General features: G+C 69.9%; 12 protein-coding genes. All 12 read left to right on the forward strand.

Translation table 11 applies throughout. The features are described from left to right. The gene (locus tag CcI156_RS15730) at positions 1 to 1,119 is read left to right on the forward strand and encodes a ferritin-like domain-containing protein (protein ID WP_076806507.1); all 1,119 of its coding nucleotides are present in this window, start codon (positions 1 to 3) and stop codon (positions 1,117 to 1,119) included. After that, positions 1,116 to 1,805, forward strand: coding sequence for an SGNH/GDSL hydrolase family protein (locus tag CcI156_RS15735; RefSeq protein WP_076806509.1), 690 nt, complete (start codon positions 1,116 to 1,118; stop codon positions 1,803 to 1,805). Before CcI156_RS15730 ends, CcI156_RS15735 begins: the two co-directional genes overlap by 4 nt. After that, a complete protein-coding gene (locus tag CcI156_RS15740; RefSeq protein ID WP_076806511.1) occupies positions 1,802 to 3,994 on the forward strand; it encodes an iron-containing redox enzyme family protein in 2,193 nt (730 codons plus the stop codon). The genes CcI156_RS15735 and CcI156_RS15740 overlap by 4 nt, the downstream gene beginning before the upstream one ends. Continuing rightward, positions 3,991 to 5,139, forward strand: a complete 1,149-nt coding sequence (locus CcI156_RS15745) for an acyl-CoA dehydrogenase family protein (protein WP_011437660.1) — start codon at positions 3,991 to 3,993, stop codon at positions 5,137 to 5,139. The genes CcI156_RS15740 and CcI156_RS15745 overlap by 4 nt, the downstream gene beginning before the upstream one ends. Positions 5,140 to 5,175: 36 nt before the next feature. Next, positions 5,176 to 6,468: a lysine N(6)-hydroxylase/L-ornithine N(5)-oxygenase family protein gene (locus CcI156_RS15750; RefSeq protein ID WP_076806513.1), complete on the forward strand. Its 1,293-nt coding sequence runs from the start codon at positions 5,176 to 5,178 to the stop codon at positions 6,466 to 6,468. Between the two features lie 155 nt (positions 6,469 to 6,623). After that, on the forward strand, positions 6,624 to 7,619 hold the full coding sequence (locus CcI156_RS15755) for an FAD-binding oxidoreductase (RefSeq protein WP_076806515.1): 996 nt from the start codon (positions 6,624 to 6,626) through the stop codon (positions 7,617 to 7,619). Then, positions 7,616 to 9,604, forward strand: coding sequence for a class I tRNA ligase family protein (locus CcI156_RS15760; protein ID WP_076806517.1), 1,989 nt, complete (start codon positions 7,616 to 7,618; stop codon positions 9,602 to 9,604). Before CcI156_RS15755 ends, CcI156_RS15760 begins: the two co-directional genes overlap by 4 nt. Beyond that, on the forward strand, positions 9,601 to 11,115 hold the full coding sequence (locus tag CcI156_RS15765; RefSeq protein WP_076806519.1) for an AMP-binding protein: 1,515 nt from the start codon (positions 9,601 to 9,603) through the stop codon (positions 11,113 to 11,115). Before CcI156_RS15760 ends, CcI156_RS15765 begins: the two co-directional genes overlap by 4 nt. Beyond that, the gene (locus CcI156_RS15770; protein WP_083718579.1) at positions 11,105 to 11,398 is read left to right on the forward strand and encodes a hypothetical protein; all 294 of its coding nucleotides are present in this window, start codon (positions 11,105 to 11,107) and stop codon (positions 11,396 to 11,398) included. Before CcI156_RS15765 ends, CcI156_RS15770 begins: the two co-directional genes overlap by 11 nt. 3 nt (positions 11,399 to 11,401) lie before the next feature. Next, positions 11,402 to 12,001, forward strand: coding sequence for a GNAT family N-acetyltransferase (locus CcI156_RS15775; RefSeq protein WP_011437654.1), 600 nt, complete (start codon positions 11,402 to 11,404; stop codon positions 11,999 to 12,001). Then, a complete protein-coding gene (locus CcI156_RS15780; protein ID WP_076806521.1) occupies positions 11,992 to 13,014 on the forward strand; it encodes a C45 family peptidase in 1,023 nt (340 codons plus the stop codon). The genes CcI156_RS15775 and CcI156_RS15780 overlap by 10 nt, the downstream gene beginning before the upstream one ends. A gap of 88 nt (positions 13,015 to 13,102) precedes the next feature. Next, the coding region (locus tag CcI156_RS15785) for a helix-turn-helix domain-containing protein (RefSeq protein ID WP_175637602.1) at positions 13,103 to 13,305 on the forward strand (203 nt) is incomplete at its 3' end.

Here is a 13,305-nt window from a genome sequence, read left to right on the forward strand (position 1 = left end):
ATGAAGTCAGACACGATGGCGAAGCTGGCTGGTGGCTGGGCCGTTCCGCTCGGCGGGGACGCGCTGTTCACCTGGGACTACGACGCCGGCACCGAACAGATGCTGAACCTGTACTCCCGCGGCAAGCAGCGCCAGTGGGACGCCGAGACGCAGCTGGACTGGAGCCACGACGTCGACCCGGACAACCCGCTCGGCCTGCCCGACGAGTTCATCTGGAYCGCGGGGACGCGGGTATGGGAGCGCCTGCCGGAGGCGGAGCGGACCACCGTCCGCCAGCACATAGCCGGGTGGCTCTATTCCCAGTTTCTACACGGTGAGCAGGGCGGCCTGGTGTGCTCGGCTAAGGTCGTCCAGGCCGTGCCGGACATCGCCTCGAAGTTCTACGCCGCCACGCAGGTGATGGACGAGGCCAGGCACGTCGAGGCGTACCAGCGCATGCTGCAGGCAAAGATCAAAGTGCACTACCCGATCTCCACCGGTCTGCGCGGCCTGCTTGAGGCGATCATCGGTGACAGCCGCTGGGACATCACCTACCTCGGCATGCAGGTGATGATCGAGGGCCTGGCGCTGGCGGCGTTCAGCATCCAGCGCGACCGGATGCGCGATCCGCTGGCGCAGGCGCTCAACGCCTACGTGCTGCAGGACGAGGCGCGTCATGTCGCGTTCGGACGGTTGGCACTGCGCGACTACTACAGTCAGCTCAGCACCGCCGAACTGCGTGAGCGGGAGGATTTCGCGGTCGAGGCGTGCTGGGTGCTCAAGGACCGGTTCGTCGGCGAGGAGATGTGGCGCAAACTCGACTACGGCGCCGAAGAATGCATCGCGCTGGCCAACCGCTCGCCCGCCCAGCGCGAATTCCGGCGCCGGGTGTTCACCCGGATTGTCCCAACGCTGAAGGACATCAACCTGTTCGGCCCCAGGATGCAGGAGAGCCTGCGTGAGCTGGGCGTCCTCGGGTTCAGCCGGRTCGACGGGGCCGAGATAAGCGCCGAGGACGAGCGGATCGCCGACGAAATCGCCAGGCTGGAGTTTGCCACTCGGCAGCGGGAAGTGTCCGCGGTCATAGCCGTCGGCGCCGGGTCCGACGACGGCGACGACGACTGCGAGGACGAGGGATGACCGAACTGACCGAAGCCACCGACCCATACGTCATCTCCACCGAAGCCGGTGTGGAGCTGCTGGCGGGCGCGCCGTGGAAGCGGATCGCGGTGATCGGTGACAGCATCTCGACCGGAATACGCGAAGCTGTGCCCGGCTACCAGGATCTGTCCTGGGTGGACCGGATCAGTGCCGTGCTGCACCGCATTCACCCTGACCTCGACGAGATTCGACTGGCCAAACGCGATCTGACGCTGACCGAAATCCGCCAGACGCAGTTGCGGCCGGCCCTGGATTTCAGGCMCGACCTGGTGTTCCTCTCCGGCGGCGGCAACGACTTCATCAGGCCGGGCTTCGATCCGGTCACCGTGCGCGCCGAGCTGACCGAGATCGTTTCCAGGGTCAGGGTGACCGGTGCCGACATCCTCACCATCGGGATGCTCGATATCAGCCAGGCGGGCATCGTCTCCGAGAAGTACGGGGAGATGTTCAGCAAGGCGACCAGGATCGTCACCCGGATCACGCGGGAGGTGTCCCAGGAGTACGGCGCGATCTTCGTCTCGTTCACCGACCATCCGCTCTGCGCCGACGCGGGCATCTACTGCAGCGACAGGCTGCACCTCAACTGCCGCGGTCAGGCGTTCGAGGCCACCGGGAAGATGCACGGACTCGCCGCTCACCTGGCCGCGAGGAGCAAAGCCGCATGACCGACCTGACGACCTCGCTGCCGCTGGGACCGTTCGAGTGCGGCCCGGCCGCGGCCGCCGAGGCAGCCGCGGCCGTGGCCGGGCCGCCGGCCGCCCTGTACCGCCAGCTGCTGGTCGAGCAGGAGTCCGAGGCGACGCTGGTGGCCGCCCGCCGGGTGCTCGCCGCGTTCCTGCCGGACAGTGCTTCCCTGGCCAGGGAAGCCGGTCTGGCCAGGGAGGCCGGTCCGGACCGGGAGCACGTGCTCGCCGAGCTGGCCGGCTCCCGCGTGGCGATTGCGGGGGTCGCCGCTCGGCTTCGCACCGCTTCGGCCGAGACTGTGGCCGCGGTGCTGCGGCAGCGTGCCCCGCTCGCGCTGATCGAAGGCTGCTGGCTGGACACCGTGTCGCAGCCAGCTACCCAACCCGCCGTGATTGTCAACCGGCTGGGCGTCGAGCAGCTGGAGTTGCTGGGTCGTGGCGTGGCCGAGCGCACCCTGGCCCATCAGCGCCGCCGGCTGCTGGCGGAGCACGGCGTGGTGCTCCCTGACCTGGCAGCCACCGACTTCCTGACCGCGGCGCAGGCCCGGCCGCTCACCGTGGTGACGGCCGCCTTCTACCTGTCGCTGTCCCGGCTGCCGGCCAGTTTCCTGCCCGAGGTGGTCGGCGTGCACTGCGCCTTCCGGGCACTGGGCACCGACGCCGCACTATCCGGTGTGGACGGCCCACCCGGTGTGGACGGCCCTGGGTACGATCCGGCGCCGCTGCTGGCGGAGTATCTGGCGCTTACCGAGCAGTCGCCTACCGGCCCGGCCGACCGGGCGCGGCTRCTCGCGGCGATCCAGCTCGTCGTGCGTCTGGAGAGCGCGYACGTGGCGATGCTCGACGATCTCGCGAGCTGGCACCAGGGCCTGTCACTCGACGCCAGAGTGGCGCTGATCGTCGCCAGGCACGCACCGTACGCGGGCCGCCAGCACCACAAGGTGCAGATCTCCGGTACCCCGCTGCGCGACCTGTTCGCCGACCCGGCGTTCGACGCCGCGGCGTTCATCCGTCAGTTCCGCTCCTCCAGCCAGCTGAAGCCGCTGCGGGCCGGCGGTTGCCGCTTCACCAGGGCGATCACGTTCGGTGGGCCGATGTTCGGGATCTTCGACGAGGCCGAAGCGCGCACGATCGGGCGGTGGGCGGCCGCTGTTGCCGCGGGTGAGGAACCCGGCGCCGACCTGGCTGCCTGCACCGCCGGCGACGAGGGTGCCGCTGCCTGGCAGCATGCGCTCGTGGCTGCCAACCCCGGCGACGTCCTCGCGGCCGAGCCGCCGGCTCTCGACGAGCGTCAGTTCCTGTACCGCCTGGTCAACGTCGAGCGGTTCCCCAGCGTGCTGGCTGCCGCCCGCAGCCGCGTCGAGCGGGTGCTCGCCCAGGCCGAGGGGATGTTCGAGCTGGGAGCCGCCGGACGCTACACCGACGCCAGCTGGTTCGACTACAGCCCCGAGGCGCTGTGGGAGCGGGTGGACACCCTCTACTGGACGAAGCTCGTCGAGCCCTTCCGGCCGCTGACCGACATCCCGTCCAGGAAGAACGTGATCAACAACCAGAAGCGGTTCGCGCTGGGCAACCTCGTCGACGGCGCCTGSATGCACCGGATCGGCAACACCGGCCGCTTCCACCGCCCCAGCGACGGGCCGCTGTTCGCCATCTACGCCGACGAGATGGGCCGCGGCGACATCGCCAAGAACCACATCACGCTGATCCAGCAGGCCCTGGCCAGCATGGACATCCACCTRCCGCACCCGCGCTCGGAGGAGTTCCTCACCCAGGCCGAGCTGCCCGACCTGACCTACCCGTACGCCACCTACCAGCTCAGCCTGGCGCTGTTCCCGGACTCCCGCTACGAGGAGATCCTCGGCTACAGCCTGGGGGTAGAGATGTTCGGCCTCGGCGAGCTGCGGCTRCATGAGATGGAGAAGATGCGCCACCACCGTTTCGACATCGCCTACGAGGCGGCGCATCTGTCCATCGACAACGTCTCGGCCGGCCACGCCCGCCAGGCGACCGACCTGATCGTCGGCTACCTCGACCACGTCGGCCGCACTGCCGGCCCGGTTGCCGTCGAGCGAGCCTGGCAGCGGGTGTGGCGCGGCTACGCCTCGTTCGCGTTCTTCGTCGAGCCGCAGTTGGCCAGGCGCCTGATGGCAGGGCGGGCCGCCGCATGAGCCTGGACCCGGAGCTGGTGGCGCTGCCGTTCTACGAGCAGTCACACCGCGAGCTGGCCGAGGCGCTCGGCAGGTTCTGGGACACCCGCGCCGATCTGGCGGCGGCAGCCCGGACCGGCGCGCCGGCGAAGTACGGCGCCCGCGTGCTGCGCGAGCTGGGGGCCGCGGGGTTGCTGGAGCCCGCCGACCTGCGCAGCCTGTGTCTGACGAGGGAAGCCCTGGCCTACACCGAGGACCTGGCCGACTTCGCGTTCTCGATCCAGGTCCTGGCCGCCTGGCCGATCCAGCGCCACGGCACCGACGAGCAGAAGCGGCGCTGGCTGCCCGGCATGGCCTGCGGCGAGCTGGCAGGTGCGTTCGCGCTGTCGGAGGAGCAGGCCGGCTCGGACGTCGCCGCGCTCGCCCTGCGCGCCGTGCCGGACGGCGCGCAGTACGTCCTGGACGGGAACAAGATGTGGATCGCCGGCGCCGCGGGCGCCGACGTCTTCTGCGTGGTGGCCCGCACCGGTGACGGCCCGGCCGCGCTGGGCCTGACCGCGCTGCTCGTCCCGGCCGGCACCCCGGGCCTGCGGATCGAGCCGATCGACATGGTGGCCGAACGCGACATCGCCCGACTGGAGTTCGACGGCTGCCGGGTCCCGGCCGACGCCGTCCTGGGCCCCCGCGGCGGCGGGTTTGTCGTGGCCATGGAGCTGCTCGAACGGTTCCGCCTCACCGTCGGCGCCGCGGCGCTTGGCTTCGCCCGCCGGGCCGCCGACGCCGCTTTGGCCAGGGCCAGAGAACGGGCCGCGTACGGCAGGCGGCTGTTCGACCTGCCGACGGTGAAGGCCAGCTTCGCCGATGTCGAGGTACGGCTGAACGCCGCCGCCCTCCTGGTGGCCAGGGCCGCCTGGGAGGCCGACCGGGGCGCCCCGCTGGCCAGGCACTCCAGCATCGCGAAGCTGTACGCCACCGAGGCCGCCCAGCAGGTCGTGGACGCGGCCGTGCAGGTCTACGGCGCGGCCGGGCTGGTGCACGACAGCCTGCCGGAGCGGCTGTACCGGCAGATCCGGTCGCTGCGGATCTACGAGGGCGCCTCCGAGGTGCTGCGCCTCGCCATCGCTGACGCCCTGGGCCCGCGCGGCCGGTTTCACGAGCGAATGTAAGTTCGTCTGTCCGAACGCTGAAAGCGAGCTCTTCTCATGGGGAGTAAGTCTCCGCGGTACCGCTGTGTCGGAATCGGGGCCGGACCGGCCAACCTGAGCCTGGCAGCCCTGTTGCACGGTGACCCAGGGATGCCGAACCTGGTCATCGACAGGAAGGCCGAATTCACCTGGCACGACGATCAGCTCATCCCTGGAGCGACCCTCCAAGTGTCCTTGTTCAAGGACCTTGTGAGCCTGTCCGACCCGACCAGTCCATTCTCGTTCATAGCCTATCTCCACGACCGCGGGCGAATCTACCACTACCTCAACGCACAGTTCGAAAAAGTGCCCCGCGAGGAGTTCCGTAACTACCTCGGCTGGGCCTGCAGTCGCAACGAGAACGTTGTGTTCGGCGAGGAGGCGCAGGCCGTCGACTTCACCGGCGACGCGTTTGTCGTGCAGACCGACAAGCGCGCTCTCCTCGCCGACAACGTGGTGGTCGGCGTCGGCACCGTGCCGTGGGTGCCGATGTTCGCCCGCCCGCACCTGGGCAGCACTCAGTTCCACGTCAGCGAGTTCAGGTCGAAAGCCGTCCGCCTGCGCGACAAGCGGGTGGCGGTGATCGGCGGCGGCCAGTCCGGCGCCGAGGCGTTCCTCGACCTGATCTCCCGGCCCGACAGCGAACTGCCGCACCGGGTGTCGTGGCTGTCCCGCCGGCGCAACTACTTCCCGATCGACGACTCGCCGTTCACCAACGAGTTCTACATGCCCTGCCACTCCGACTACTTTGCCGAGCTCGACCTGGCTGTACGGGCCGACTTCAACAGCCAGCAGGTGCTGACCAGCGACGGCATCTCCGAGTCCACCGCCCGGGAAATCTATCAGCAGATCTACGTCCACCGGTTCATCACGGGCGCCCCGCAGCTCACCGGGCTCTACCCCAACCGCGAGGTGGTCAGCGTCGAGGCGTGCTCGCCGGACGGCTGGAGCATCTCCGTCCAGCACAACGACCTGGCCGGCGGCCTGGAGATCTTCGAGGCCGAAGTGATCATCTGGGCCACCGGGTTCCAGCCGGCCCGGATGGACTTCCTGGCACCCCTGGAGCAACGCCTGGCGCGGGAGGACGACGAGTATCAGGTGGACGCCGACTTCGCCGCCAACTGGGACGGCCCGGCCGACCGGAACCTGTTCCTGCAAAATGCCGTCCGCACGCAGCGCGGCCTCGCCGACCCGAACCTCAGCCTCRCCGCCTGGCGCAGCCAGCGGATCGTCGACCGGATCCGCGGCGTCCGGAGCAGGGGACAGGACCCGGCGTTCGTCGAGTGGTCACCCAAGACAGGGGCCCGCTAATGGGCCAAAGGGCGTGCGATTATGGCGAAGCTGCACGCCCGGAGGCCTTTCTTTCCGGGACGATCCTGGGCCAAAGGGCGTGCGATTATGGCGAAGCTGCACGCCCGGAGGCCTTTCTTTCCGGGAAAATCCTGGGCCAAAGGGCGTGCGATCATGTGGACGCCGACGTCGTGGTGGTCGGTGCCGGAGTGGTCGGCTGCCTGGTGGCCACCGAGGCACTGGCCCGCGCGCCCCACCGGCGGGTGACGGTGATCGACAGGGGAGTGGTTGGCGGCGGAGTGTCCCGGTTCTCCGCCGGCCTGCACTTCCCGCGCGGTGCCACCCCACGGGTGCGGGCGCTGGCCGCCTACAGCCATCGCTGGTACGAGGACCTGCGCCGGCGAGACCCACAGGTGCCGATCCACCCGGTGGGCCTGACCGTGGTCAGCACCGACGAAGCCGCCGTCCGGGAGCACTACCTCCCCGAAGCGCGGCTGCGTCCGGCCGACCAGGGCTGGGAGGGCGACGGCGCCCACTACGCCGACGTTGGAGCGCTCACCCAACTCCTGGCCGCTCGGCTCCGCGACCGCGCGGCGTTTCGGGAGGGCACCGCGGTCACCGCCGTGGGGTCCGCACCGGACGGCGTCGTCCTCACGCTGAGCACCGGTGCCCGGCTCACCGCCGGCCGCGTCGTGCTGGCACCGGGTCCCTGGCTGGCCTGGCCGGAGCTGCTTGCCCCGCTCGGCGTCCGGATCAAGAAAGTGGTCGCCCTGCACATCGAACGACCCGCCACCCCTCGCGACCGCACGACCGTCTTCCACGACGAGGACGCGTTCCTGCTACCGCTGGCCCACCGCGGCCACTGGCTGTTCAGCTACACCTCACCCGACTGGGACGTCACCCCGGACGCGCTGRCCGGGGAGCTGTCCGCCGACGACCTCGACCGCGGCCGGGCGATCCTGGATCGTTACGCCCCGAAGCTCAGCCCGTACTGTGTCTCCGGCCGCGTGTTCTGCGATGCCTACAGCCCCGACCGTACGCCGATCGTGCGCCCGGTCACCGCCGACGGCCGGGTGCTGTTCGCCGGCGCGGCGGGYGGTTCCGGCTACCGGCTGGCCCCCGCGATCGCCGCGGCGGCCGCCGACCTGCTCGACGAGAAGGACACCGCATGATCATCGACCGCTTTGGCGTCGCCGCGCTCTCCGAAGCATTCGGGATCGACATGGTCTCGGTCGACGGGCTGGGCACCGGCGCCGCCTGGGGCCGGGTCGCACCGGGCGTCGCCTCGGCGCACCACCGGCACGACGAAACCGAGCTGATCGTCATCGTCGCCGGCCGCGGCGAGTTCGTCGTGGGCTCCGAACGCCACCCGGTCGCGCCGGGCACCGTCGTCCTGTTCGAGCCGTTCGAGGCTCACGTCGTGGAGAACACCGGGGATCAGGATCTGGTCTTCCTCACCCAGTACTGGCGCGACGGCGCCCGCGCGGTGTCCTCGGCCACCCCGGTGACCAGCGAGCACGGCGACCGCCCGGTGTTCGTCTTCTCGACGCCGCCCACCCCCAACGGCGACCTCCACCTCGGCCACCTCTCCGGCCCGTATCTGGGTGCCGACGCCTACGTCCGGTTCCAACGGATGAACGGCGCCAACATCTGGCACCTGACCGGCAGCGACGACTTCCAGTCCTACGTGGTCGACTGCGCTCGCCGGGAAGGCAGGTCGAACGCCGAAACGGCCGCGCACTACAGCGCCGAGATCGCGGAAACCCTGCGACTGATGGACATCCCGCTCGACCAGTACACCGTCACAAACGCCGACCCCAGCTATGTCCCCGCGCTGAAGGACTTCTTCACCAGGCTGGTCGACTCCGGCGCGATCGCCCCGAGCGACGGCCCCGCGCTGTTCGACCCGAAAACCGGCCAATACCTCTACGAGGTCGACGTCCGCGGCGGCTGCCCCGGCTGCGGTGAGATCACCGGCGGCAACATCTGCGAGGAGTGCGGCGAGCCGAACACCGTGGTCGACCTGGCCGATCCGGTCGCCAAGCCCTCCGGCGAGGCACCCGCTGCCGGCACGGTCCGCCGCTACGTGCTGCCGCTGCATGAGCACGCGGGCACGGTGCTCGACCATCACCGCCGGGGCCGCGTCCCGGCCCGGCTACGGGAGCTCGCCGCACGACTGTTCCGCCGGGAGCGGGTCGACATCCCGGTCAGCCACCCCAGCGACTGGGGCATCACCCCGCACGAGGCGAACGGCGCCGGCCAGGTGATCTGGGTATGGCCGGAGATGGCCTTCGGCTTCCTGCACGGCATCCAGAAGCTCGGCGAGCGCATCGGCCGCGACTGGACGGCCGCCGAGCCGACCGACGACTGGAAGATCGTCCACTTCTTCGGCTACGACAACAGCTTCTACCACGCGATTCTCTACCCGGTGCTCTACCAGCTCGCCCTGCCCGGCTGGACGCCGGACATCGACTACCACGTCAACGAGTTCTTCCTCTACGACGGCCTGAAGTTCTCCACCGGCCGCCGGCACGCCATCTGGGGCAAGCAGATCCTCGACGCCGGCAGCGTGGACGCCGTGCGCTACTTCCTCGCCCGTAGCCGTCCCGAGGCGCAGCGAACGAACTTCGAGCTCGACGCCTACGAGCACACGCTCGCGACCACCCTGATCGGCACCTGGCAGGCCTGGCTGAACGACCTCGGCCAGCACGTGGCCGACCACTACGACGGGGTGGCTCCCGACGCCGGCAACTGGACCCCCGAGCACGCCGGGTTCCTCAGCCAGCTCGCTGCCCGGCTTGGGGCGCTCACCGCCAGCCTGCGGCCCGGCGGGTTCTCGCTCAACCAGGCCGCCGCCGAACTGGACGCCCTGGTGGCCGACGCGCTCCGGTTCAGCCGCCGGGAACGCGTGCTGGCGCGGGCCGGCGGCATGCCGAACGAGGTGCGCACGGCCACCGCACTGGAGCTGGCCGCCGCCGCACTGCTCGCGCACGGCGCCGCGCCGGTCATGCCGCGCTTCGCCGTCCGGCTGGCCGAAGCCCTTGGCCAGCCGGCGCCCGACCAGTGGCCCAGCACGGTCGAGCTGATCCCGCCGGGCAGCAAGGTCACCCTCGCCCACACCACGTTCTTCCGCCYGACCAGCAGGAGCCTGTCATGATCAACAAACTCCTGGCGTCCACCCCGGACCGCGGGACGCTGTACATCACCAGGCTGGCCGGCACCCGCGAGGTCCCGCTCGCCGAGGTCTGGCGACTGTCCGGCCTGGTCGCGGCCAGGCTGCGCGCCCGCGGCCTCGGCGCGGGCGACCGGATCGGCATCCTCGCCGCCAACAGCCTCGAGTGGGTGGTGCTCGACCTGGCTGCCCTGCGGCTCAAGGTCGAGACCGCCGGCCTGGAACCGGGCAAGTTCGCGCCTACCCGCGAACTCATGGACCGCTACGGCCTCTCCCTCCTGTTCACCGACCGGCCGTCCGACGAATCCGGTGTCGAGCAACTCGCGGCCCTGCTCGACGACCTGCTCGACGACCTGCCCGACGACCTGCCCGACGTGCCCCCGCCGCCGGTCAGGTACGCCCCCGACGAGGTCACCACGATCAAGTTCACCTCGGGAAGCACCGGCACGCCCAAGGGCCTGGGCGCCACCGTCGGCAGCATCGACAGCTCGCTGGACGCCGTCCAGGGCATGTTCGGCCACGGCCCCGGCGACAATCTGCTGGTGTTTCTGCCGCTGTCGTTGCTTCAGCAGCGCTACTGGGTGTATTCGGCGCTGCTGCACGGCCACGACGTCACGGTCTGCACCTACGAGGCGGCGTTTGTCGCACTCACCCAGGTACGGCCGACCGTCGTCATGGGCGTGCCCGGCTTCTTCGAAGGTGCCCGCAGCCAGATCGAGCGCCGCACCCAGCGCACCGGCCGGGACCTCGCCGATGTGGCCCGCGACCTGTTCGGCGACCGCATCCGCTACCTCTGGACGGGCTCGGCGCCCGCCGATCCCGCCACCCTTGCCTTCTTCAACCGGCTCGGTCTGCCGATCTACGAGGGCTACGGCCTCAACGAGACGTGCATCGTGGCCAAGAACCACCCGGGCGCGCACCGGGAGGGCAGCGTAGGCCGGGTGCTGCCGGGCAAGCAGGTACTCATCGACGATGACGGGGTGATCAGCGTCCGTGCCCAGCACCCRGTGAACGGGCGGTACGCCTACTGCGAGCCCGGCGACTCCGAGCGGGTCTTCGGCCCCGACGGCACCGTGCGCACCGGTGACCTCGGATACCTTGACGCCGACGGCTTCCTGTTCGTTCTCGGTCGTGCCGACGACACGATCGTGTTGGACAACGGTAAGAAGATCATCGTCAGGCAGATCGAGGAGCATCTGAAGGCCAGCCCGGCCATCGCGGAGTGCGTGCTCTACTGCCCGGCCCAGACCGAGCTGGTGGCGGTCGTCTCGCCGGCGTCGGTGCCGGCGGACACCGCTGCCATCTCCGCACAGCTCGCGGCCACCAACAAGGCGCTCGGCGGTGACCAGTACATCCACCGGGCCGTGGTGGCCGACGAGCCGTTCAGCATCGACAACGGCCTGCTCACATCTCAGTACAAACCCAAGCGGAAGCAGATCCGAGCGGTGTACCTGMGCCAGCTCGGCGACCCGAGGAAGGGACTCCATGCTGCCTGACTCTGTGCTGCCCGACTCTGTGCTGCCTGACATCGAGACCGTCGTCCGGGAGAACCTGGCCGCGGTGCTGACCATCGACATCGCCCCCGAGGACCTGGAGCCCGCTRCCGCCCTCACCGGTACCTACGGGCTGACCTCGCTGAACAAGGTCCTGTTCCTGACCTCGCTGTGCAGGGACACGGGCATCGACATGGCCCATTTCACCGAGGACGATCTGGCCGGGATGCACACCCTGCGTGACTGCGTGGAAATCCTGTCCCGGCACGCTCCAGCGGGGGCCTGACCGGTGGCCTGGCGCACGGACGGCCCGGCCGTCCTGGACAACGACCACGTCCGCCTCGCACCCGTCACCGAGGCCGACCGGGAAGCGTTGCGGGCGATCGCTTTCGACCCGGACATCTGGCGGTACTTYGTCTTCCGGGTGGAATCCGATGCCGACTTCGAGGCGTTCTTCGACGCATCTCTCGCCGACCATCGGGCCGGCCGGCGATGTGTCTTCGTCATCACCGACAAGCGCACCGGCCGGGTCGCGGGCAGCATGAGCTATAGCAACCTGTCCGAGCCGGACGCTCGGCTGGAGATCGGCTGGTCGTGGCTCGGCCGAGACTTCCGCGGCACGGGGATCAACCGGTGGGCCAAGGTGCTGCTGCTGGAGCACGCCTTCGAGCGCCTGGGCGCGCTGCGGGTGGAGTTCAAGACCGACGTGTTGAACACCCAGGCCCGCGGCGGCCTGCGCAACATCGGCGCCGTCGAGGAGGGGGTGCTGCGCAGCTACAACCCCATGCCGGACGGGCGCCGTCGCGACGCGATCTACTACAGCGTGCTGGTCGAGGAATGGCCGATCGTGAAGAAGACGCTCGCCGAGCGCCCTAAGGCGTGCCCGTGACCGTCCTGGTCAGGGCGGACGGGGAGCCGTCGGAGCTGGGCAAGGCCCACGGGGCGGCGTTGGCGGGGCGGCTGCGGTCGTTTGTGGACGACCACGTCTGCCGGCTCGGCCGGCTGCTGCCCGACCCGGTGACGCTGGACGGACTGCGCCCGACGATCGCCCGGTACCGTACGGAGATCGAGCACGCCACGCCGCGGCTCGCGGCCGAGGTCGCCGGGCTCGCGTCCGGCGCGGGCCTGGACGAGGACGAGGCCTGGCTGCTCCAGCTTCGGCGCGAGATCCTCGGCTACACCAAGATCCCCACCGCGGGTGACTGCACCACCTACGCGCGGGTCGCCGGCCCGCTGCTCGCCCAGACCGTCGACCTCAACGGCGACCTCGAAGACCAGATCGCCGTCCTCGACCTGGCCTCGCCGATCGGCCGCTCGCTCGYGCTGAGCTTCGGCGGCCTGCTCGGATACCTCGGCCTCAACAGCCGCGGCCTCGCGATCGGGCTCAACCTCGTCCTGGGTGGCGACTGGCGGGCAGGTCTGCCCCCGTACCTGGCGATCCGGCACCTGCTCGACACAGCGGAGGACGTCGAGGAAGCCCTCGACGTCCTCCGCGGCCTGCGGCTGGCCAGCTCCCGGTCGCTGACGCTCTGCGATGCCACCCGGGCGGTCTGGGTGGAGATCCTCGGTGACGAGCTACGGACCGTGCAAGCGCCACAGACCGTCCACACCAACCACTTCCTCCATCCCGACTTCGTTCCCCACGACGAGATCAACGTGTTCGCCCGCAACTCCTCCGTCCGCCGGCTTGAGGCTGCCACGGCGGTGCTCGCGACCCTTGGGAAGGAGCCCGAGGAGCACCTCGCGTTGCTGTCCGCCCCACCCATCCGGGTGCCCGACAACGGCGACATCCGGCGGGAGCGCACGGTCGCGGCAGCAGTCCTGTTACCGGAGCTCGGGGAGCTGCGGCTTCGGCCCGGCGACCCGGCCTTGTCCACTACTCGGAYATTCCGGTTGAAGTAACAATCGTGGCGATGCTCCACCACGACGGACCACTCTTCCGCCGCTGTACCTACCTGCTGGAACAAGCGGTTCGTTAGCCGACCCTTCCATGATTTGGCGTCGCGGGAGGTGGAGAGGGTTCGCTCTCGATCCAAACACCGTCCGGCTTGCCGCTCTGCGCCGGCATGCCGGGGCAGAGCGGTTCGCCTACAACTGGGGTCTGGTCCGGGTGAAAGCCGCGTTCGCGCAGCGCGAGGCCGAACAGTCCTACGGGCTGACCGGTGATCTGCTCACCCCGGTGTCGTGGACGCT

The organism is Frankia sp. CcI156 (assembly GCF_001983015.1).
Classification (GTDB): Bacteria; Actinomycetota; Actinomycetes; order Frankiales; family Frankiaceae; genus Frankia; species Frankia casuarinae.

Bases quoted from the DNA above. Each gene is read 5' to 3' on its own strand.
- CcI156_RS15745 (WP_011437660.1), top strand. From the start codon at position 3,991: ATGAGCCTGGACCCGGAGCTGGTGGCGCTGCCGTTCTACGAGCAGTCA.